General features: G+C 67.9%; 18 protein-coding genes. 12 read left to right on the top strand and 6 right to left on the bottom strand.

From position 1 onward, the window contains the following. Positions 1 to 84 precede the first annotated feature (84 nt). Positions 85 to 984 carry a serine hydrolase gene (locus JZ791_RS08125; RefSeq protein ID WP_216893576.1) on the top strand — a complete coding sequence of 300 codons (900 nt, stop codon included), beginning with the start codon at positions 85 to 87 and terminating at the stop codon, positions 982 to 984. Between the two features lie 2 nt (positions 985 to 986). Here the strand turns inward: JZ791_RS08125 and JZ791_RS08120 are convergent, their stop codons facing one another. The 4 genes from JZ791_RS08120 to JZ791_RS08105 all read right to left on the bottom strand — a co-directional run bounded on the left by JZ791_RS08120 (position 987) and on the right by JZ791_RS08105 (position 4,660). Beyond that, positions 987 to 2,222: a serine hydrolase gene (locus JZ791_RS08120; RefSeq protein WP_216893575.1), complete on the bottom strand. Its 1,236-nt coding sequence runs from the start codon at positions 2,220 to 2,222 to the stop codon at positions 987 to 989. A gap of 70 nt (positions 2,223 to 2,292) precedes the next feature. After that, a complete protein-coding gene (locus JZ791_RS08115; protein ID WP_216893574.1) occupies positions 2,293 to 2,853 on the bottom strand; it encodes a GNAT family N-acetyltransferase in 561 nt (186 codons plus the stop codon). A gap of 182 nt (positions 2,854 to 3,035) precedes the next feature. After that, positions 3,036 to 3,872: a glutamate ABC transporter substrate-binding protein gene (locus tag JZ791_RS08110; protein WP_216893573.1), complete on the bottom strand. Its 837-nt coding sequence runs from the start codon at positions 3,870 to 3,872 to the stop codon at positions 3,036 to 3,038. 59 nt (positions 3,873 to 3,931) lie between these two features. Next, entirely contained in the window at positions 3,932 to 4,660 is a 729-nt protein-coding gene (locus tag JZ791_RS08105) for an amino acid ABC transporter ATP-binding protein (RefSeq protein WP_216893632.1), read from the bottom strand. A 343-nt stretch (positions 4,661 to 5,003) separates the two neighbouring features. Here JZ791_RS08105 and miaB point away from each other — a divergent pair, with 343 nt between their 5' ends. Beyond that, positions 5,004 to 6,530, top strand: a complete 1,527-nt coding sequence (gene miaB / locus JZ791_RS08100) for a tRNA (N6-isopentenyl adenosine(37)-C2)-methylthiotransferase MiaB (RefSeq protein ID WP_216893631.1) — start codon at positions 5,004 to 5,006, stop codon at positions 6,528 to 6,530. Positions 6,531 to 7,082: 552 nt separating this feature from the next. Beyond that, positions 7,083 to 7,667, top strand: a complete 585-nt coding sequence (locus JZ791_RS08095; protein ID WP_216893630.1) for an Rv2732c family membrane protein — start codon at positions 7,083 to 7,085, stop codon at positions 7,665 to 7,667. 18 nt (positions 7,668 to 7,685) lie between these two features. Here the strand turns inward: JZ791_RS08095 and JZ791_RS08090 are convergent, their stop codons facing one another. Both JZ791_RS08090 and JZ791_RS08085 read right to left on the bottom strand, forming a co-directional pair. Further along, a complete protein-coding gene (locus tag JZ791_RS08090) occupies positions 7,686 to 8,309 on the bottom strand; it encodes a flavin reductase family protein (RefSeq protein WP_216893572.1) in 624 nt (207 codons plus the stop codon). A 300-nt stretch (positions 8,310 to 8,609) separates the two neighbouring features. Beyond that, entirely contained in the window at positions 8,610 to 10,085 is a 1,476-nt protein-coding gene (locus JZ791_RS08085; protein WP_216893571.1) for a DUF349 domain-containing protein, read from the bottom strand. A gap of 263 nt (positions 10,086 to 10,348) precedes the next feature. Here JZ791_RS08085 and JZ791_RS08080 point away from each other — a divergent pair, with 263 nt between their 5' ends. The 9 genes from JZ791_RS08080 (at position 10,349) to JZ791_RS08040 (ending at position 21,155) form a co-directional block, all read left to right on the top strand. Next, the gene (locus JZ791_RS08080) at positions 10,349 to 11,392 is read left to right on the top strand and encodes a class III extradiol ring-cleavage dioxygenase family protein (protein ID WP_216893570.1); all 1,044 of its coding nucleotides are present in this window, start codon (positions 10,349 to 10,351) and stop codon (positions 11,390 to 11,392) included. Next, positions 11,389 to 12,372 carry a tRNA (adenosine(37)-N6)-dimethylallyltransferase MiaA gene (gene miaA / locus JZ791_RS08075; RefSeq protein WP_216893569.1) on the top strand — a complete coding sequence of 328 codons (984 nt, stop codon included), beginning with the start codon at positions 11,389 to 11,391 and terminating at the stop codon, positions 12,370 to 12,372. Before JZ791_RS08080 ends, miaA begins: the two co-directional genes overlap by 4 nt. A gap of 102 nt (positions 12,373 to 12,474) precedes the next feature. After that, entirely contained in the window at positions 12,475 to 13,368 is an 894-nt protein-coding gene (gene dapF, locus JZ791_RS08070) for a diaminopimelate epimerase (RefSeq protein ID WP_216893629.1), read from the top strand. A 173-nt stretch (positions 13,369 to 13,541) separates the two neighbouring features. After that, positions 13,542 to 15,032, top strand: a complete 1,491-nt coding sequence (gene hflX / locus JZ791_RS08065) for a GTPase HflX (RefSeq protein ID WP_216893568.1) — start codon at positions 13,542 to 13,544, stop codon at positions 15,030 to 15,032. 85 nt (positions 15,033 to 15,117) lie between these two features. Further along, positions 15,118 to 15,984, top strand: a complete 867-nt coding sequence (locus tag JZ791_RS08060) for a lysophospholipid acyltransferase family protein (RefSeq protein ID WP_308162834.1) — start codon at positions 15,118 to 15,120, stop codon at positions 15,982 to 15,984. Positions 15,985 to 16,405: 421 nt separating this feature from the next. After that, entirely contained in the window at positions 16,406 to 17,551 is a 1,146-nt protein-coding gene (locus JZ791_RS08055; RefSeq protein WP_216893567.1) for an acyl-CoA dehydrogenase family protein, read from the top strand. A gap of 616 nt (positions 17,552 to 18,167) precedes the next feature. Beyond that, positions 18,168 to 19,676, top strand: a complete 1,509-nt coding sequence (locus JZ791_RS08050; protein WP_216893566.1) for an aromatic amino acid ammonia-lyase — start codon at positions 18,168 to 18,170, stop codon at positions 19,674 to 19,676. Continuing rightward, positions 19,673 to 20,485, top strand: a complete 813-nt coding sequence (locus tag JZ791_RS08045; RefSeq protein ID WP_216893565.1) for a 3-methyl-L-tyrosine peroxygenase-related protein — start codon at positions 19,673 to 19,675, stop codon at positions 20,483 to 20,485. Before JZ791_RS08050 ends, JZ791_RS08045 begins: the two co-directional genes overlap by 4 nt. Next, positions 20,472 to 21,155, top strand: coding sequence for an O-methyltransferase (locus JZ791_RS08040; RefSeq protein WP_254205362.1), 684 nt, complete (start codon positions 20,472 to 20,474; stop codon positions 21,153 to 21,155). Before JZ791_RS08045 ends, JZ791_RS08040 begins: the two co-directional genes overlap by 14 nt. Positions 21,156 to 21,180 lie beyond the last annotated feature (25 nt).

The raw sequence follows: 21,180 nt of genomic DNA, 5'->3' as shown, positions 1-21,180 counted from the left end.
ACAACGAAATCGGGTGGCCGAGCGCGCCCTGGGCCGTTCTGCTGAGCGGGGAAATACGATGAGCGGCGCGGGATCCCGATGGGCATGACCACGGCGCTGCGGAGAGCGCGCCAGGAGTTGGACGACGCGGGACTGCGCGGAGCGATCCTGGTGCGCGACCTGGACAGCGGCGACGAACTCGGGATCGATGCCGAATTGGAGTGGCCGATCGCCTCATTGGTCAAGGTGCCGCTCGCGATCGCCACGCTGGAACGCGCGGTTCGCGGGGAGATCGACCTCACCGCACCGATCACCGTTTCGCCGGGGCGGATCACCACGCCGGGCCCGACCGGGCTGACGAGATTCCGGAATCCGGCGCAGATCTCGGTCGACGATCTGCTGTACCTGAGCATCGCCATCAGCGACAGCGGGGCGTCGGACGCGCTGTTCGCCCTCACCCCGCCCGCCGCGGTGACCGCCGAACTGCGCCGTCTCGGCTACGCGGGCATCACGATCCGGCACCTCATGGACGATCTGACCCGCACCCCGGCCGAGGCATTCGATCCGGCCGACGCGCACCTGGCGCACGCCCTCGCCATCGGCGCGGCCACGGCCGGAAACGGCCACGCGGTCGCCCAGATCGACGTCGGGCAGGCGAACATCGGGTCGGCCAGGGCCTTCGTGGATCTGCTGCACGGAGTGTGGCGGCCGACGACGATCACGCCGGAGGTGGCAGCCAGGACTCAGGAATTGCTGGGGGACAATGTAATCCGTCACCGCTTGGCCCCCGATTTCAGCTCCGACGCCTCCCGCTGGTCGTCCAAGACCGGTACGGTGCTGAATTTCCGCCACGAGATCGGCGTCGTCGAACACGCGGACGGGCAGGTTCTGGCGGTCGCGGCGCTCACCCAATCCCGCGTTCCAGCGGTAATTCAGCCCGGTGCGGAGGCGATCATGGCCAAGGCGGCCCGAATCATCCACAACGAGTTGCGAGTTCGGTCGTAGCTCTACAGTCTGAACGCGGCCGACTCCGACGGGCCGATCAGGCGGGCGATCTGGGCGCACAGCTGCACCGGGCGTTTGATGTCGGTGGAGGCCTTGCCGCTGGTGAGGATCGCACCGGACAGGCCGCGTGCCGGGTCGGACCAGCCATACTGCGTCGTCAAACCGCTACGGCCGAAATGGGATTCGGTGTCGCGGCCGAATTTCGAGCGCCGACCGCCCAATTCGAATCCGGCCCGGCTGACCCGCCCGGCGATGCCGGGGATGCGCGGAGCGGGTGCGGCGGCCGCGCGGATCGTCTCCGGCTTCATGATCTGCACGCCGTCCAATTCTCCTCCACGCGTAAGTATCTCGTAGAATCGAGACAGCTCGTAAGCGGTGGTGACGAGATTTCCGGACGGCAGTTCCGCGGTGAGGAAGTCCCGATTCTTCCGGTCGGAAATCCGGCCGCTCATCGCGCCGCCGAGCGCCTTGTGCGCCAGGAATTTCATGACCGGGGAGGGTTTCGGACCGGTCGGCACGCTGGGCACGACCTTGTCGATGTCCTCGGGTCGCACGCCGAAGTTGTTCCAGCGGAAGCCCAATGGTTCGAGGATCTGTTCGGCCAGATGCTCGCGCATTCGTTTGCCCGTCGCTCGCTGCACCAGCAGGCGTTGGATCAGCCCGCCGCTCATCGCGTGGTAGACCCGGAACCGGCCCGGCGGCCAGCTCGGCTTCAGGTCGGCCAATGCCCGCGCGGCCAGCTCATCGTCGATCACCAGCTCGAATCCCGAGTACGGGCCGTTCAGGAACGGTACGCCGGCCGAATGGGACATCACATCACCGATGGTGATCGACTCCTTGCCGTTCGCCGCGAACTCGGGGATATGGCGGCACACCGGGTCCTCGGGTGCGAACGCACCCTGCTCGATCAGCAGATACATCACCGCCGCGGCCACGCCCTTCGCGGTCGAGAATCCGCAGAACGGTGTATCGGGGGTGAGCAGGACCTTCTCCACGTCGGGACCGTCGCCGGGCGCGTTACCCCACCCGTGCCCGATCGCGCGGTTCAGCACGATCCGCCCGTTGCGCCGCAGACAGACCTGTATCGCGGGCGTCGTACCCAGCCGATACCACTGCCGCACCGAACTCCACAGCGCCTCGACCTGCGCCCGGCCCAGCCCGGCCGCGGCCGGATCGTCCTCGTTCCCGATCGTGGTCACCGCGTCCACATCCGCCGCAACCGTTACCAACGAATTCATCCGGCCAGCGTACGGGTACGGGCGCAGTGCCCGCTCGGGGCGACTCATACGCCGGTGAGATGGCTCACGATCATGCGGGGTCGGTCGGGAGCAGGCTGAAAACGACCGAATCGCGACGCCCGCCTTTGAACGGCATGTGCGATCGCAGCACCCCTTCGCGCTGGAACCCGCAGCGTTCGGCCACCCGCTGTGAGCCGAGATTGTCCGGGCCGCAGGTCAATTCGATCCGCGCGACGCCGAGGTCGTCGAAGATCCAGCGGGTGAGCAGCCGCACCGCCCGGGTGGCGACGCCCCGCCTTCGTGCATGGGCGGCCAGCCAGTACCCGACCGAGGCGCGACCCTCGGACAGCCGGACGTCGTATACCGAACAGGCGCCCAGTATTTCGATCGAATCGGCGACGTCGACGATCGCCAGGTCGATTCCGGCGCCGCTCAGGCGAGCCCATTCCTCCTCCTCGAAGCCGCGGCGTGCGTGGTCCTCGGTGCACGGCTCGGTCAGCGCCCAGCCGAATCGCTGGCAGAGCGGATCGGAGAATCCGGCGAACCGCTGCGCCAGATCGTCGTAGTGCCACTGACGCAGGGCGATGACACCGTCGGCTAGCGGAGGATCGGGAAACAGCAGCTCGGGCATGCTCGGACGCTACGGCACGAATCGTTCTGTGTCACACGGTTACCGAGTGATGTTCGAGCAACTGGACGACCGCCCCGGTCCGCCGCGAGTGGCGTGGCTCGGTGGACCGGGGCGGTGTGTATTCAGCATGGCTGTTCGCGCGAACTCCGGCGATCGTTGTGCTCAGCGCGAATTCAAGCGGTTCAGTACCGGTCGATCTGTGGGACGGTCGGGACGGGGAAGGCGGGGCCGAAGTTCTTCTGCAGGGCCGCACGCCAGCCGGTGGGGCCGTTGTCATCGAGCATCGCCTGGACCGCGTCGTTCACCTTGTCGCGGGATTCCTTGTCGCCCCTGCGCAATCCGATTCCGTACCGTTCGGTGGTGAAGGGCGTGCCCACCAGTTTCAGCTGGCCCGGGTTCTGAGCGACGTACCCGGCCAGGATGATGTTGTCGGTGGTGACCGCGTCCACCATGTTGTTCTTCAGCGCCTCCACGCACAGTGAATAGGTGTCGTACTCCTGCAGGTTCACATCGTGGGCGAAGTCCTGCTGAATGTCCTGCGCGGACGTGGAACCCTTCACCGTGCACAACTTCTTGCCGCCCAGCGATTGCGGTCCGGTGACGGAGTTGTTGTCGGCGCGCACCAGAAGGCTCTGTCCCGCAATGTAATACGGCCCGGCGAAGTCGACCTTCTTCTTGCGCTGATCGGTGATCGAATAGGAGGCGACGACCATGTCGACCGCGCCGTTCTGGATCAGCGTCTCGCGCTCTGCCGAGGGGGCTTCGCGGAAAGTGATATTCGACGGCTTCACGCCCAGCTTGCCCGCCACATACGTGGCCACGTCGACGTCGAATCCCGAGAACGTCCCGTTCTTCATCTCCAGCCCCAGGCCCGGCTGGTCGAATTTGATTCCGATGGTGAGCTTTCCGCCTGCCGCATTCTGCGTCGCGGTCCCGGAACTTCCGCTGGTACAGCCGCTCGCCACGGCCGCCAGGGCCAGGAAGCCGATACCGAGGCGCAGTGCACGGGTAATCCTCATCGAATGCCTTCTCCCAACGAACGATCGGTGGTGAACCACATCAGTGTGAGGTATTCCCGTCAGTGGCTGAGGATCTTGCCCAGAAAGTCCCGTGCCCGCTCGGTGGTGGGCGCGGTGAAGAAGGCCTCGGGTTCGGCGTCCTCGATGATCTGCCCGTCGGCCATGAACAGCACCCGATCCCCGGCCCGGCGCGCGAACCCCATCTCGTGGGTGATCACGAGCATCGTCATGCCCTCCTTGGCCAGTGCGGTCATGACGTCGAGCACCTCGGTGACCATTTCCGGATCCAGCGCCGAGGTCGGCTCGTCGAAGAGCATGACCTTCGGGTTCATCGCCAGCGCGCGGGCGATCGCCACGCGCTGCTGCTGGCCGCCGGACAGCTGCGCCGGATACTTGTCGGCCTGATCGGCGATGCCCACGCGCTCGAGCAGTTCCATCGCCCGCGTGCGTGCCGACTGCTTGTCCAGCTTGCGCACCTTGATCGGCGCCAGCATCACGTTCTCGATGATGGTCTTGTGCGCGAACAGGTTGAAGGATTGGAACACCATGCCGACGTCCGCCCGCAGCCTGGTCAGCGCGCGCCCCTCCGCGGGCAGTTCGACGCCGTCGATCGCGATGGTGCCCGAGTCGATGGACTCCAGCCGGTTGATCGTGCGGCACAGCGTCGACTTCCCCGATCCGGACGGGCCGAGCACGATCACCACCTGTCCCCGGTCCACCTCGAGCGTGACATTCCGTAGCACGTGCAGGTCCCCGAAATGCTTGTCCACCCCGCGCATCGCGATCATCGGTGGCTGGGCGGAGGCAGCGGCGGATGCCTCGGCGACGTCGTTCATGCCGCCGAGTCTATTTGCCTGCACCGCGCTCCGGCGGGTTCGCGCGTAAGACTCGCTCCCGGCGAGACCGGATGAGCGTGGTGCGCCGCTCGCGCCCGGATGAGCTGGTGCGTCGCCTGCGCCCGGCCCGACCCGATCGGCGGTGGGTGGCATCGCACGAGCCGACTCGGGGTCATCCGTGCCACCCGGCGGGGCATGAACGGGAAATGGGGGTCGATTCACAGTTGCGGGCTACCTATACCCTGGATGCGTGAATTCGTCCACGCAGGTGACAGCATCCTTGGAAATGCCAGGAATGCCGGGGCCGTCCTCGGAGGCACTCCCGCGTACCTACGAGGTGCGCACGTTCGGGTGCCAGATGAACGTGCACGACTCCGAACGGCTGTCGGGCCTGCTGGAGGACGCCGGATACCACCGCGCCGCACCCGGCGCGACAGCGGATCTGGTGGTCTTCAACACCTGCGCGGTACGCGAGAACGCCGACAACAAGCTGTACGGCACGCTCGGACATCTGGCCCCCATCAAGGCCGGCCGGCCGGGTATGCAGATCGCGGTCGGCGGCTGCCTGGCCCAGAAGGACCGCGAGACGGTCGTGCGCCGCGCGCCCTGGGTGGATGTGGTGTTCGGCACCCACAACATCGGATCGCTGCCGGTGCTGCTCGAACGCGCCCGCCACAACGAGCAGGCGCAGGTCGAGATCCTGGAATCGCTCGAGGCGTTCCCGTCCACGCTCCCGGCGAAGCGGGAGTCGGCCTACGCGGGCTGGGTGTCGATCTCGGTGGGTTGTAACAACACGTGCACCTTCTGCATCGTGCCGTCGCTACGCGGCAAGGAGGTGGACCGTCGCCCGGGCGATGTGCTCGCCGAGGTCCAGGCGCTGGTCGATCAGGGTGTGCTGGAGGTGACGCTGCTGGGGCAGAACGTCAACTCCTACGGCGTCAATTTCGCCGATCCGGAGCAACCCCGCGACCGCGGCGCCTTCGCCCAGCTGCTGCGCGCGTGTGGATCGATCGATGGCCTGGAGCGGGTGCGGTTCACCTCTCCGCATCCGGCCGAATTCACCGACGACGTCATCGAGGCCATGGCGCAGACCCCGAATGTGTGCCCGCAGTTGCACATGCCGCTGCAATCGGGGTCGGATCGGGTGCTCAAGGCGATGCGCCGGTCCTACCGCAAGGACCGCTACCTGGGCATCATCGAGAAGGTGCGCGCCGCGATGCCGCACGCCGCGATCACCACCGACATCATCGTCGGCTTCCCGGGCGAGACCGAGGAGGACTTCCTCGAGACCCTGGGCGTCGTGCGCCGGGCGCGCTTCACCAGCGCGTACACCTTCCAGTACTCGATCCGTCCCGGCACCCCCGCGGCCACGATGGCCGATCAGGTGCCCAAGGCCGTGGTGCAGGAGCGCTACGACCGGCTGATCGCGCTGCAGGAGGAGATCTCCCTGGATGCCAACCGGGCGCTGATCGGCGCCGAGGTGGAGTTGCTGGTCGCCGAGGGCGCGGGGAAGAAGAACGCCGCCACCGCCCGGATGAGCGGCCGCGCCCGTGACGGTCGCCTGGTGCACTTCCGCCCGCCCGTGGACGGTTCGGTCCGTCCTGGCGACGTCATCACCGTCGATATCACCGGCGCGGCGCCGCACCATCTGATCGCCGACAGTGAGATCCACACCCACCGCCGTACTCGCGCCGGGGATGCGCACGAGCGAGGCATCATGCCCAAGACCGCACCGATCGGCGTCGGCCTGGGCTTGCCGCGAATCGGCGCGCCGGAACCGGTCCCCGCCGTCGCGGGCTGCGAGTCCGGGTGCAGTGCCTGAGGTTTCGATCCATACCGCTCGGCCCTGATCCGACTCGAGTTTCGATGCCGCGACCGATATTCGGCCGGCCTCCAGGCCTTGGAGACTTGTCGCGGCGCGGCTCGTGCTCGATTGGCGGTGTGACCGAACATCCGGGCCGCGACTCGGTGTTTCAGCCGGACGAATCGGGCGCGAACAGGTTGATTACGACGCCGGGTCGTAGTGTTGTCGCGCCGAGTCGTAGGCTTGGACAGTGACACGGTGGCGATGGTGGACCACCACGCCCCGATTTCGCGATGATGTGGTGGAGAACTGATGTCCGAAGAGCACGCACGGTCGACCTCGGGGGATGCGGCGCAGGCCGCTCACGCGAGCGATCCGGCGCTCGCCGAGCCCGTTTCCGGCGACGCCGTGACCGACGGTGCTGCGACGGAGGCATCCGACTCGACCATTCCGGATGTGGAAAACGCTGCGCCGCAGAGTGACTCGGTACTCTCGGGCGAGCATTCCACCTCGAGCGGCACCCGGTCCGACGATGCCCGAGCGAACGATTCCCGGTCGAACGAGGAGCGTATGAACCCCGAACAGGCGCAGGTCTTCGAGTCCTATCACGACGACCTCGCGGCCGTCGAGCGCAAGGTCGCCAGCGAGATCGATCCAGGCTACCGAGCCATGGTCGTCGCCGCGGCGGTCTTCGTGCTGCTGCTCACGCTGATCCTGCCGCACGCCGGGCACACCCGCGGCCTGGACATCCTGATCTCCGACCCCACCGCCGTCCGCGACCACATCGGGCTGCCGTCGCGGGTGTTCCAGTGGTTCGTGACGGTTTTCGGCATCGGCTTCTCCTCGCTCGCCCTGCTGACCAGGCGCTGGGCCTTCGCCTGGATCGCGGTGGCCGGGTCGGCGGTGGGCAGCGTGTTCGGCGTGCTGTCGATCTGGCACCGCCAGACCCCGGGCATCGGCGGCTACCGGGGCGCTGGTCCGTCGATCGGCCTGATTCTGGGTCTGCTGGCGATGATCTTCCTGACCTTCCACTGGCTCAAGGTGGTGTGGAGCCGCACCGCGGTTCAGTTGGAGGCCGAGGAACAGCGCCGCATCGCCGCCGCCGAGGAGGAGGAACGCAGCCGTCGTTGGCTGCACGGCGAGGACGAGAAGTAGGGTCCCCCGCACAGGCGCTCAGTGGTCGAGGACGGGTTGCGGGATCTCCCACGCCACGGCCAGCCGAGAGGGATGTAGCCGACTACTCTCGCCGAAGAACTCGCAGAACTTCATGATCAGCGGGTCCCACGCGTCCGGGTCGACGTGCGCGGTACCGGGGACGACCAGCGCGTCGTCGACGTGAGACCGCAGCACCCGCACGGTGTGCGCGGTGGCCCGTCCACCGAACAGTTCGGACGAGAGCACTTCGCACTCCAGCTGAATCGGGCATTCGGCCACGCGCGGGGCGGCGACGAGATCGGCCGCCAGCGGGGTCAGCCCGGCGACGCCGAACTTGTCCGGTTCGTACCGGTAGCCCTTCTCGATCTTGTGTGGCGTCAGCTCCCGCGCACCGGTCAGCAACGCCAGCCGGTCCACTGCCTCGACCATGTCCGAGGTGGGCAGGTTCAGCACGCATTCGCGTTCGCGCAGCATATTGACGGTGGTCTGAGATCCGGTGTTCATGCCGAGCATGCACTGATCGCCCAGCCACCACGCTGAGGACATCGGCGCGAGATTCGGTGTCCCGTCGGCGTTTCGGGTGCCGATCAGGACAACGGGAGTGCCGAAGTAGAGGACTTTGAGATCAACGACTCGATGCATGTGCCCAGACTGCCGGGCCGATATGGGCGACGCTGGCGGCAATCGGACCCGGCATTGTGGGCGAGAACGGCCGTCTCGGTGCTCGTAACCTCGTGGTGCGGTCGAGGACGTCCTGCAGCCCGGCCTCCTGCTACATTTTGCCGTCCCGAAACGCCGGTTTCCGCTGATTCATCCCAGAAAATGTAGCCGGAGGCCGGTTCTCCCGAACCGATTCGTCCATTCTGGAAACAGTTATGGGGCCGACACGGACCAGCGCTGAGCCCGCTTGTCGCGCAGCGTGACTCAGCGCTCTCCGGTCTGTCAGCGCCGGGTGACCGCGCCCTCCGCGGCATCGGCCCACTCGCGCCACTGTTTGGCCTGTTCGAGCGCCTTTTCCGCGTCGCGTGCGCGCCCGGCGGCCTGCGCCTTGGCGGCCTGCTCCTCGAACTGGCTCACGCGCTCGCGGAACTGGGCCGCGCGGGCCATGGCCTCGGGATCGGTGCGTCGCCACTGTGCGTCCACCGCGTCGCGGACCTGCTTCTCCAGTGCCCGCAGGCGGCCTTCCAGCTCCTGCATGCGTTCGCGCGGGACCTTGCCGATGGCGTCCCACTTCTCCTGCAGATCACGCAGTGCGCCGCGCGCGGCATCCAGATCGGACTCCAGGTGCGTGGCGACCCGCTCCTCGACGCCGGCCAGCAGCTCCAGTTTGGCGGTCGCGTTGTGCTCGAACTCCGCGTCCCGTTCCGAGGCCGCGGCGTTGCGGGCGCCGAAGAACACGTCCTGGGCGGACTTGAACCGGCGCCACAGGTGATCGTCGGCCTCCCGCGGGGCCCGGCCCGCGGCCTTCCACTCGGCAAGCAGATCGCGGAAGGTGGCGGCGGTGGTGGCCCAGTCGGTCGAGGAGGCCAGCTCCTCGGCCTGAGCGCACAGCTCCTCCTTGTGGGACTTGGCCGCGGCGCGGTCGCGGTCGAGTTCGGCGAAGTGGGCGCCGCGCCGGCGGTTGAACGCCTCGCGGGCCTTGGAGAACCGTCGCCACAGCGCGTCGTCGACCTTGCGGTCCACTCCGCGGATGGTCTTCCACTCCTCGAAGATCTCACGCAGCCTGTCACCGGCGGACTTCCACTGGGTGGAGTCGGCGGCGATCTGTTCGGCCTCGGCGCACAGCGCCTCTTTGCGCTCGGTCTGTTCGTGGCGCGAGCGCTCCTTCTCCTCCTTGGCCTGCGCGGCGGCCTCGTCGGAATGTTCGACGATGGCCCGCAGTCGCTGCTCCAGCGAGTCGAGATCGCCGATGACCGCCGCCGTGGGCAACGATTCGGCAAGCGCGGTGGCGGATGTCTTGGTCTTGCGGGCGTCGGTTCCGGCGGCCAGGCGAGCCTCCAGGAGGCCGACCTCGGTGGCCAGATCGTCGAAGCGGCGGCCGAAATGTGCCAGGCCCTCGGCGGCGTCACCGGCCTGCCAGGAGCCGATCATTCGCTCGGTGTCGCCGGTCTTGACCCAGGCGGTGCCGTCGTCGTCCACGCGGCCCCACTGGCTGGGGTCGCTGACCGTGGGCGCCATTACCGGGTGGGGATGCTCCTGCGGCGCGCTCGGCCTCGGCGCCTCCTGCGGCGTGGGAACCGAGGATTTATGCGCGCCCGGCCTGGGTACCCCAGGCTTGGGCACGCCGGGTTTGGGCCCGTGAGCACCTGGTTTGGGAGCGGCATCGGCGGGTGTGGGTCGCTGCGCGGGAGTGCTGGACTGCTGCGCCGTGCCGGTCTCCGCGGGGGAAACCTTCTCGATTCCGTTGTTCTCGGTCATCGCTCCTCGTCCCTGCCGCGCGTCACGGCTGCCTGGTTACGCCCTAGCTTCATCCCCATTCAACCAGGCAGATGCCGGATACGCCGCCTCTTACCTTCGGTGGCGCAGTCGCAGCGGTAGCCAGGGCCGCAAATGCGTGGTACGGCGTGTTGCCGGACGGATGTATTTCCAGGCCCCTACCACCCGGAACCGATGCGATTCGGCCGGCTCGAACGACGGCGGGCCGCACGGGTTCGCTCCTGCGGGCCGCTACGGTTGACGACGTGTTCAGTATCGCCGCGTTGATTCCGTCGCCGCCCGCGTTGGTCCCCGAACTGTGCGGTGGACACCCCACGGCCGATCCGGAGCATCCCGCGGCCCAGGTCCCCGCGCTCCGCGAGGCGGTGCTGACCGCTGCGCGCGCCCTGGCCCGCGACACCCGTCACTGGACGGTCGTCGGTGTGAGCTCTCTTGCCGATCGAGTGGCCGGGGACGCTGAATCGCGGGCGGCGCAGGGACCGGGCGCTCCGGCTCCCGAGCCGCTGAGTGGTCGGCGTGCGATAGCGGTGCACGGCCCGGCGGAAATGGTGGGTACGTTCCAGGGCGGCGGCGATCCGGATACCGGCCGGGGCTCGAGCACCCTGCGACTGCGCGAAACAACCGACAGCCGGTGGGCATTCGGTGCTGCCGTCTCCTCACACGTGGTGTCGGCATTCGGTGTGGACTCGGTCGGGACGTTCCGCGGATTCGGAGTGGATGTGCGTGTGGCGCTGTCGGATTCGGCGTTGCGAAGCGGTAGTGTCGCCGATCCGGAACTGCCGTTGTCGGTGCTGGTGGGTGGATGGGTGCGGGGACAGGTGGCCGCGGCGGTGAGTGCGCGGGCGTGGCTGGTCGACGACGGCGCCTCGATGCGGCAGTGCACCGAGGTGGGGGCGATGCTGCGCCGTGAGCTGGATGCCGATCCGGAGCCGGGCGGCGTGCTGGTGATCGCCGACGGGGCGAATACGCTGTCGCGAACCGCGCCTGGGTATCTGGACCCCCGGGCCGAGGGGGTGCAGGATCGGATCGATACGGCGCTCGACGACGGGGACTGTGCGGTGCTCGCTGGGCTCGACGTGGATCTGTGCGCGGGGCTCGGTGTGTCCGGGCGGGCGGCGTATCAGGTGCTGGCCGGGCTCTTCGGCGCGCAGGCTGATCTGCGCGCCACCGGAGCCAGCGACGGCGGTCTGCCGGTATTCGGCACGCACAGCGTCGAAACGCTCTATCGGGCAGCGCCTTTCGGGGTCGGGTACCACGTGAGTGTGTGGCGCCCGGGTGCGCGGAGATGATCACCCCGATCGCGGTGGTGGGCCCCACGGCCACCGGGAAGTCCGATCTCGCATTGGATCTGGCGCAGCGCCTGGACGGTGAGATCGTCAATATCGATGCCATGCAGCTGTACCGCGGAATGGATATCGGCACCGCGAAGCTGCCGGTGGCCGAGCGCCGCGGTATCGCGCATCACCAGCTCGACGTGCTCGAGGTTACCGAAACCGCCACTGTCGCCGCATATCAGAGCGAGGCGAGCGCCGACGTCGAGGCGATCATGGCGCGCGGGCGCACGCCGGTCGTCGTCGGCGGCTCGATGATGTATGTGCAGGCGCTGCTGGACCGCTGGGAGTTCCCGGCCACCGATCCGCAGGTACGGGCGAAATGGGAGGCCGTACTCGCCGACGGTGGCGTCCAGGCCCTGCACGACGCGCTGCGCGCCGCGGATCCCGTCGCGGCGAAGACGATCCTGCCGACGGACGGCAGGCGGATGGTGCGCGCGCTGGAGGTGGTCGAGCTGACCGGCCGGCCGTTCGCGGCCTCACAGCCGCAGGTCGGGGAACCTCATTGGGGCACAATCATTCTCGGCGTCGATCGGGAGACCGCGCAGCTCGATGCCCGAATCGAACCGCGCACCACGAGGATGTTCGACCAGGGCCTGGTCGACGAGGTGCGCGAACTGATCGGCCGCGGCCTCCGCGAGGGGCAGACCGCCCGCCGTGCCATCGGATACGCCCAGGTCCTGGCATATCTGGACGGTGAATACGAGCTGGACGAAGCGCGGGAACGCACCTTCATCGGAACGCGGCGTTACGTGCGCCGCCAGCGTTCGTGGTTCCGCCGGGATCCGCGTGTGCACTGGCTGGACGGTGCGGATGCGGCGCTGGCGGATAGCGCGTTCGAACACATCCGGAGCCGGACGGCCGAGAGTCGGGCGACCTGCGATCCCGCGGTCGACAACGGTGAGAGTCGCGTGTCGATGAACCGAAGCCGACCGTAACCAGACGAGCCGCTCGTGTGATGCCGAGCCGCTCGCCCGTGGCGGGTGGTGCCGTCGCCGGGTTCGACCTCGGCGGGTCGATACACTGACCGCGTGTCCGATATCGAATTCACCAAGGGTCACGGCACGCAGAACGACTTCGTGATCCTGTTCGACCCCGAGGCCGCCCTGGAGCTGACCGAATCCCGGGTGGCGGCGCTGTGCGATCGCCAGCGCGGCCTGGGCGCGGACGGTGTGCTGCGGGTGGCGTGGACCGAACCGCTGGTGGAATCCGGCGTGCTGGACGCGCTGCCCGAGGGCATCGGCCCGGACGACTGGTTCATGGACTACCGCAACGCCGACGGTTCGATCGCGGAGATGTGCGGTAACGGGACGCGGGTGTTCGCCCATTTCCTGGCCGTGATCGGCGCCGAGACGAGCGGTGAGTTCGTGGTGGGTACCCGGGCCGGCGCGCGGCCGGTGACAGTGCACGCCGCCGACCCGGTGCACGGCGAGGTCACCGTGCAGATGGGAACGGTCCGCGAGCTCGGCGCCTCCGCCGCGATCCTCGAGGGTTCGACGTACCCGGGCATCGGTATCGACGTCGGCAATCCGCATCTGGCCTGCGTGGACCCGAACCTGTCCGCCGAGGCGCTGGCGAAACTGGATCTGCGGGCGGCTCCCGGCTACGACCCCGGGATGTTCCCGCAGGGGGTGAACGTGGAGATCCTCACCGCGCTCGGGGATCCGGTCGACGGCGTGCGCGCGGTGGATATGCGCGTGTATGAGCGTGGGGTCGGCGAAACCCGTTCGTGCGGAACGGGAACCGTCGCCGCGGCCGCCGCGGCACTGGTACGCGAGGGATTCGTGCTCGCCGAGGACGCGGGTGAGGTTCGGGTGCGCGTGCCCGGTGGCACGGTCACCGTGGGCATCGATCACGGCCAGGCCTTGCTGCGGGGGCCGTCTGTGCTGGTCGCGTCCGGGCGGATCGCAGCTCGTTGGTGGGACGAGTACTGACGCGTCGCGATATCCGGCCCGAATCCGAGGTCGCGATCGGCGGACTTCCCGTGCAGGGAATGAGTACCCAGCCCCGGCGCTCGCGTCGCAGCTCGAGCGGCATCGGCCGCGGTGGCGCGCCTGGAAATAACTCGGATGCGGTCCGGCGTTGACTCGTGGGATCATGGAGGCATATGAGGAAGTCTGAAACGTTCGAGTTCACACCGGTCGACGCGCTCGACCCGCAGGATCGCGCCGGGTGGGAGGCCGAGCCGACTGTCGGTGAGTTGCAGCTGGAGGAGCGCAGCTCGCTACGACGCGTCGCGGGGTTGTCCACCGAACTCACCGACGTCACCGAGGTCGAATACCGCCAGCTGCGGCTGGAGCAGGTGGTGCTGGTCGGGGTGTGGACCGAGGGCACCGCGGCCGCGGCCGACGCCAGCATGGCCGAACTGGCCGCCCTGGCCGAGACCGCCGGATCGCAGGTACTCGACGCGCTGATCCAGCGCCGCGACAAGCCGGATCCGTCCACCTACATCGGCTCGGGCAAGGCCGACGAACTGCGCGGGGTCGTGCTGGAGACCGGCGCCGACACGGTGATCTGCGACGGTGAGCTGACCCCCGCGCAGCTGAACGCCCTGGAGAAGGTCGTCAAGGTCAAGGTGATCGACCGGACCGCGCTGATCCTGGACATCTTCGCCCAGCACGCCACCTCCCGCGAGGGCAAGGCGCAGGTTTCGCTCGCGCAGATGGAGTACATGCTGCCGCGACTGCGCGGCTGGGGTGAATCGATGTCCCGGCAGGCCGGTGGTCGTGCCGGTGGCGCCGGCGGCGGCGTGGGTACCCGTGGTCCCGGTGAGACCAAGATCGAGACCGACCGTCGCCGGATCCGTGAGCGCACGTCCAAACTGCGCCGCGAGATCAAGGAGATGAAGACCGCGCGCGACACCAAGCGCTCGCGGCGTACCGAGAGCGGCATCCCGGCGGTGGCGATCGTCGGCTATACGAACGCGGGCAAATCGAGCCTGATGAACGCGCTCACCGGCGCGGGCATCCTGGTACAGGACGCACTGTTCGCGACCCTGGATCCGACCACCCGCCGCGCCGCGCTGGACGACGGCCGCGAGGTCGTGTTCACCGATACCGTCGGCTTCGTGCGGCACCTGCCCACCCAGCTGATCGAGGCGTTCCGCTCGACGCTGGAGGAGGTCACCGGCGCGGATCTGCTGCTGCACGTGGTGGACGCCTCGGACGCGATGCCCGATCAGCAGATCAAGGCGGTGCGCGAGGTCATCACCGATGTGCTGCGCGAACAGCGGGGCGCGCGACCCGACGGGCAGCGCTTCGGTCCGCCGGAACTGCTGGTGCTCAACAAGGTCGACGCGGTCGATCCGGCGGAGCTGGCGCATCTGCGCGCCCAGCTGCCCGGGGCGGTGTTCGTCTCCGCGCACACCGGTGCGGGGCTGACCGATCTGCGCGATCGGCTGGCCGAGATCCTCGGCGGCCTGGACGTCGAGGTGAACGTGCTATTGCCGTACACCCGCGGCGATCTGCTGGCCCGCATCCACGCCGACGGACGCATCATCGACTCCTCGCACGAGGAGGGCGGTACGCGAGTGCGCGCCCGGGTGCCGAAGCCGCTGGCGCCGGTGCTGGCCCAGTATGCCGGGAGTTCGCCGGCCTGAGCCCTGCGCTAGCGGCAGGTTCGGTGACCTTGTGCGGTTTTCGTTACGATGACGTGGTTGAGAACGACCTGCAGGAAGGGCTTTCGTGACCGCGCATGAGGCGCCGACTGTTGCCGCACCGGCGTTGTCGGATGGTGCTCCGCTGCACATGTCGTTGAGTGAGAACGATATTCGCAGGCTCGAGGCGCTGCTCGCACCGATTCGAGCGTGGACCAGTCCGGTATTCCACGGACTGGACAACATTCCCGCCGACGGCCCGGTGCTGCTGGTGGGTAACCACAACTTCCTGGGCATCGACACCCCCTTGCTGTGGCCCGAACTCGCGCGCCGCCGCGGCCGTGTGCTGCGCGGGCTGGCCGAGAACGTGCTGATCACCGTGCCCGGTGTGCGGCATTTCCTGCACAGCATCGGCTGCGTGCGCGGCAACCGCGCCAACTGCCGTGCGCTGCTGGAGCAGGGGGAGATGGTGCTGGTGTTCCCCGGCGGCGGCCGTGAAGCGGTGCGTCGCAAGGGCGAGAAGTACGTCCTGAAATGGGACGGCCGCACCGGTTTCGCGCGGATGGCGATCGAGACCGGCGTGCCGATCGTGCCGTTGGCGATGGTCGGCGCCGACGACGCCTTCGACATCATCGCCGACGGCGACGACCTGCTCATGCGCCCGGTGCGGATGCTGGTCGAGGCGCTCGGCCTGCACGGTAGCCTCACCCCGCCGCTGGTGCGCGGCATCGGACCGACCTGGCTGCCCAAGCCGGAACGCTTCTACTACTCTGCCGGCACGCCCATCGAGACCACACCCTGGGCCGACGCGACCGATCTGGACGCGGCGGCCGAGGAATTGCAGGACCTGGTGCGCAAGGAGTTGGAGGAGGAATTGACGTTCCTGCTCGCCGAGCGTGACCGGGACCGTGGGCGCACGCTGGCGGGCCGGGTGCGCGGGTTCATCGGGCTGTAGGTTCGGCGCGACCGATTGCAGGTGGCGCTGTTTGCGCGCAGTCAGGGCACCGGGAATACATCGCGGACGCGGTTCCCCACCTCGCGAGTGGCCTGTCCGCATGCGTGACAGTACGGACGTCCTGATCGTTGGAGGGCGTCCCCCCTTGTTTGTGGATCGTGGAGCCGGGCTTCGATCATGTGGGTATGTTCGCGGTGAAATTCGCGGCCGTGGTAAGTCCGTCAATCGTTTGCCGGGGACGCCACAGCAGAGTCATACGAGCGGCAGGTTTACCCGGGTTCAGCTGTTCTATGCCTCTGCACCACCCCAGTGCTAGGCAGTTGATGCCTATTTTTGGCGGTTCGAAGTGAACGGGGATTCGACTACTTGGTACCGTGGGGGCAGAGGCGATGTCGCCGTTGTGGTCACCTAGGAGGTTGGCGTGGAACGTACCCTTTTCGAGCCCGAGCACGATCTGTTCCGCGAGTCGTTCCGGAAGTTTCTGGATCAGCATGTGGCCGCGCAGCACGAGCAGTGGGAGCACGACGGCATCGTCGATCGCGCGGTCTGGCTGGAGGCGGGTAAGCAGGGGTTCCTGGGTATGGCGGTGCCCGAGGAGTACGGCGGCGGGGGAGTGAAGGACTTCCGCTACAACGCCATCCTCACAGAGGAGACCGTGCGGGGGCAGTACTCGGGTCTGGGCTTCACGCTGCACAACGATGTGATCGCCCCGTATCTGCTGGATCTGGCCAACGAGGAGCAGAAGCAGCGCTGGCTGCCCGGCTTCTGTTCCGGTGAGATGATCACCGCCATCGCCATGACCGAGCCCGGCACCGGATCGGATCTGCAGGGCATCAAGACCCGCGCGGTGCAGGACGGCGACGACTGGATCCTCAACGGCTCCAAGACATTCATCACCAACGGCATCAACTCCGATATCGTGATCGTGGTCGCCCAGACCGATCCCGACAAGGGCGCGATGGGCTTCTCGCTGCTGGTCGTCGAGCGCGGCATGCCCGGTTTCGAGCGCGGCCGCAACCTCGACAAGATCGGCCTCAAGGCCCAGGACACCGCCGAACTGAGCTTCACCGACGTCCGGGTACCCGGCAAGAACCTGCTCGGCACCCGGGGCATGGGCTTCGTCCACCTGATGCAGAACCTCCCGCAGGAGCGCCTCTCCATCGCCGTCATGGCCGCCGCCGCCATGGAGGCGTGCCTCGACATGACCGTCCAGTACGTCCGCGACCGCAAGGCCTTCGGCAAACCCATTGGCGCGCAGCAGAACACCCGCTTCGTCCTCGCGGAACTGGCCACCAAGACCACCGCCGTCCGAGTATTCACCGACCGCTGCATCGAACTGCTCAACCAGGAGAAGCTCACCGTAGAAGAGGCCGCCATGGCCAAATGGTGGAGCACCGAGGAAGAACTCGACCTCATCACCAAATGCCTTCAGCTGCACGGTGGTTACGGCTACATGCGCGAATTCCCCATCGCCAAGGCGTATATGGACGCGCGGGTGCAGACGATCTACGGCGGTACCACGGAAATCATGAAGGAGATCATCGGGCGTAGTCTGAAACTGGCCTGATAGGGGCCGGGTTTCGTGGTCAGGAGGCGGCCTTCATCCCGTCTCCACCCGATCCTTCCAGCAGGGGTGCTGCGACGAATCTTGAACCCACGGCCCGCGCGGTGGTCATTTTTTACGCCGTTGACCGTTTGCTGAACGCTGGTCGAAGGTCCGTGGCCGGAATGTGAAGGTTCGTCGCCGGTGCTGGGGGTTTGTGACCGGGGGATTGTGCGGGGTGCGGGTGCGTGCCACAGTCCCGGTCATGTCGCTCTACCGTCCGGCGGATCCCGATCCGCTGACGCATACTTTTCTCGCGATGGAGCGGGTTGCTCCGGATCCGAGTGATGTGTATTTCGGGGTGTTGCCGCGTTGCGGTGGGGCCGCTCCATCGTTGGGGGAGCTGTGGGGGCGCGTCGAAGACACTGCCGGACCGGCGATGTCGCCGTAGATCGGGCGCGAGTTGCGTTGCGCGTCGCACAACGGACGCATCGTGGCAACTGGGTCGTTACCGCGGCGAAGTATGTTGCGTTGGGCATCATAGGAGATGCGAAAGGTGCAGCGCGCCAGTTTATTTCGACATTCTTTCTCGCCCGGTCAGCTCTGCCCGGGGATATTTCGGGTACGAGACGAGGGAACGATGAATTCATCCGCCGAACCCATCCGGATAGTGCTGGGGTCGCCTCTGCGACTGCGAGACCTGGAGTCGGCCGCGGGGCTGCTCGATGTCGAGATCTCGGCCGACGTGGCCGCCGCGGTGAAGCGCGGACAGGACTTCGTGCGGAGCGAAATCGGTACCGGCCGTGCGGTGTACGGTTCGACTACCGGTTTCGGTCCGCTGGTGGTCTTCGAGGGCAGGGAGATCGCGGCCGACCAGTGTGACAACGTGCTCCAGCATCTGACCGTCGGGCAGGGGCCGGATCTGCCGCCCGCGGTCGCCCGCGCGGCGATGCTGGCCCGGCTGACGTCGTTGTCACGCGGGCTGTCCGGGGTCGGCGACAGCGTGGTGACCGGCCTGCGCGCGATGCTCGCCACCGATTTCGCCCCGGCCATCCCGGTGCTGGGCTCGGTCGGCGCGAGCGGTGACCTGGTTCCGCTCGCGCATGCGGTACAGGCGTTGCGCGGCACCGGATTCGCGTATGTGGGCGGCGAGCGGATGCCCTCGGATGTCGCCCTGCGCCGGGCCGGACTCGAACCGCTGGCGCTGGACGGGCGCGATGCGCTGGGCCTGGTCAACGGCACCTCGGTGACCACGGCGCTGTGCGGGCTGGCGGTGGTGTCGGCGGCGCGGTCGCTGCGGGTGGCCGCAGCGCTGGTGGCGCTGCTCGCCGATGTGCTCGGTTGTACGCCGGCGTTCCTGGAGCCCGCCCTGCTCGCGGCGTACGGGCATCCGGAGGTGGCAGCGGTCGGCGCGGATCTGGCCGCACGTCTGGCCGGGATGGTCCCCGTGGCCGATCGGCCGTTGCAAGAGCCCTACAGCATTCGCTGCACGCCGCAGCTGCTCGGCGCGGCGACCGCGGCGATGGACTGGGCGGCCGGCACGGTGACGCGGGATCTCCATGGCGTCAGCGACAATCCGCTGTTCTTCCCCGACGAGGACCTCATCGCGCACGGCGGGAACTTCTTCGGGCAGCCCGCGGCGTTCGCGGGTGATCTGCTCTCGATCGTGCTCACGCAGGTCGGCAACCTGGCCGAGCGGCAGGTGGATCTGCTGGTGGATCCGCATCGCAACGGTGGCCGCACGCCGATGCTGTCGCCCGAGCCGGGGCGCCAGCACGCCGTGCAGGGGTTGCAGGTGCTGTCCACGGCGACGGTGGTCGCGATGCGGCGGGCGTGTGTGCCCGCCGCCATGCAGTCGGTGCCGACGAATATGCACAATCAGGACGTCGTGCCGTTCGGGACGCAGGCGGCGCTGACCGCGTACGAGCAGAGCCACAAGCTGCGGCTGCTGCACGGTGCGCTGGCGGTGGCGTTGCGGCAGGCGATCCATGTGGGACAACGGGTTCCGACCGCGCCCCGGTGCGTCGCGCTGGCCGAGGCGCTGAGCGACGTGATTCCGCCGATCGAGGTGGATCGTGCGCTGGACGCCGAAATCCGCACGGCGGCGGACATTCTCGATACGGTCATCGAGCAGGAGAGCGCGGTATGACCGCGCCCACCGGGTTACCGTCCGCGGTACACGATATCGAGCTGGGACATCTGCGATTGCCTCATCCCACCGACGATTTCGACTCGTGTGCGGGGTGCCGTCCGGCGCCCGACCGGCCGGGCATCACGCACAACGACGCGAACACGGTGGCGTGGTATCGCTGGCTGCTGGGACATCATGTGGTGTTCGGCGTCTGGCGGCTGATGCTCGCGGCGCTCGCGGCCGACGACGAGCGGACCCAGCCGATCCTGGCCGCGCTGTACGACACCTATTCGGCGTTGCTGTTGTATTCGGGCAGCTGCACGCCCGAGGTGTACACCGGGGTGCTGCGGCCGCGGATGTATGCCGCCGATCCGGGGATGAGCGGCACCTGGGCGCGCGATTTCAACCGGGTACGGGAATTGCAGTCGCGCTTGACGGTCGAGCCGGACTCGGTGTTGTCGAGTGCGGTACGGCGAAATCGCAAGGTGCACATCAAGGTCGCGGCGCGGCTGGTTCCCGAGGGACGCTCGCTGCTCCAGGAATCCGGGCGCGATCCGCGGGAGCGGGTGACCTCGGGCGACAGCGACACGATGGACGCCTTCTTCCGCACCGAACGCGGGCCGATCTGCCGCCACAAGTTCGCCACACAGTCGCGCGCGCGTGTCGAGGCGGTGCTGGCGGATCTGTCGGCGAATCCGATTCAGATCGTCTACGGCCACGCCGCCACCGACGAGTTCGGGCTCGAACTCACCGACCATATCGCCACGCCGCTGCGGCTCGGCGAACAACTGCTCTTCGACGGGAGTGCCGAGAATGACCATATCTGAAGCGCCACAGCCCTATACGGACAAGATGTTCGCCGCGACGCCCGAACTGGCGGCCTACGTGCGGGCGCAGGCGGGACCGCTGACCGCGGTTCAGCACCGGCTGATCGAGGAGACGACAGCGCTGGGCGGCCCGGCCGAGATGCAGATTCCGCCGGAACAGGGTGTGCTGCTGACCCTGCTCGCGCGGTTGCTCGCCGCGCGCACCGCGATCGAGGTCGGCACCTTCACCGGATATTCGACCCTCGCCCTGGCCGAAGGCGTCGGGGCCGAGGGTGAGGTCATCACCTGCGATATCAGCGAGCAGTGGTCCGAGATCGCCGATCGCGCCTGGCAGGGTGCGGGTGTCGAGCAGCGGATCCGCCGGTTGATCGGTCCCGCCGCCGAGACGCTCGCCGGGCTGCCGGACGAGCCGTTCGCGGACCTGGTGTTCATCGACGCGGACAAGGTCGGTTACATCGGTTACTGGGAGCTGCTGGTCCCGCGCGTGCGTCCGGGCGGGCTGCTGATCGCCGACAACGTGCTGTACGCGGGCGAGGCGGTCTCCCCCGACGCGACCGGAAACGCCGCCGCCATCCGGGAATTCAACGATCACGTCCTGGCCGACCCGCGCGTCGATTCGGTGCTGCTTCCGGTCGCAGACGGAATTACCTTGGCCCGCAAGCATTCCTGATCGGCGGAACGGTGCTGGATACAAC

It is taken from the genome of Nocardia alni (genome assembly GCF_019038435.1).
In the GTDB taxonomy this organism is placed as follows: domain Bacteria; phylum Actinomycetota; class Actinomycetes; order Mycobacteriales; family Mycobacteriaceae; genus Nocardia; species Nocardia alni.
The sequence above is the reverse complement of the archived record's forward strand: the minus strand, read 5'-3'. Positions and strand labels throughout refer to the sequence as shown.

Bases quoted from the DNA above. Each gene is read 5' to 3' on its own strand.
- JZ791_RS08125 (WP_216893576.1), top strand. From the start codon at position 85: ATGACCACGGCGCTGCGGAGAGCGCGCCAGGAGTTGGACGACGCGGGA.
- JZ791_RS08120 (WP_216893575.1), bottom strand. From the start codon at position 2,222: ATGAATTCGTTGGTAACGGTTGCGGCGGATGTGGACGCGGTGACCACG.
- JZ791_RS08115 (WP_216893574.1), bottom strand. From the start codon at position 2,853: ATGCCCGAGCTGCTGTTTCCCGATCCTCCGCTAGCCGACGGTGTCATC.
- JZ791_RS08110 (WP_216893573.1), bottom strand. From the start codon at position 3,872: ATGAGGATTACCCGTGCACTGCGCCTCGGTATCGGCTTCCTGGCCCTG.
- JZ791_RS08105 (WP_216893632.1), bottom strand. From the start codon at position 4,660: ATGATCGCGATGCGCGGGGTGGACAAGCATTTCGGGGACCTGCACGTG.
- miaB (WP_216893631.1), top strand. From the start codon at position 5,004: ATGCCGGGGCCGTCCTCGGAGGCACTCCCGCGTACCTACGAGGTGCGC.
- JZ791_RS08095 (WP_216893630.1), top strand. From the start codon at position 7,083: ATGAACCCCGAACAGGCGCAGGTCTTCGAGTCCTATCACGACGACCTC.
- JZ791_RS08090 (WP_216893572.1), bottom strand. From the start codon at position 8,309: ATGCATCGAGTCGTTGATCTCAAAGTCCTCTACTTCGGCACTCCCGTT.
- JZ791_RS08085 (WP_216893571.1), bottom strand. From the start codon at position 10,085: ATGACCGAGAACAACGGAATCGAGAAGGTTTCCCCCGCGGAGACCGGC.
- miaA (WP_216893569.1), top strand. From the start codon at position 11,389: ATGATCACCCCGATCGCGGTGGTGGGCCCCACGGCCACCGGGAAGTCC.
- hflX (WP_216893568.1), top strand. From the start codon at position 13,542: ATGAGGAAGTCTGAAACGTTCGAGTTCACACCGGTCGACGCGCTCGAC.
- JZ791_RS08050 (WP_216893566.1), top strand. From the start codon at position 18,168: ATGAATTCATCCGCCGAACCCATCCGGATAGTGCTGGGGTCGCCTCTG.
- JZ791_RS08045 (WP_216893565.1), top strand. From the start codon at position 19,673: ATGACCGCGCCCACCGGGTTACCGTCCGCGGTACACGATATCGAGCTG.
- JZ791_RS08040 (WP_254205362.1), top strand. From the start codon at position 20,472: ATGACCATATCTGAAGCGCCACAGCCCTATACGGACAAGATGTTCGCC.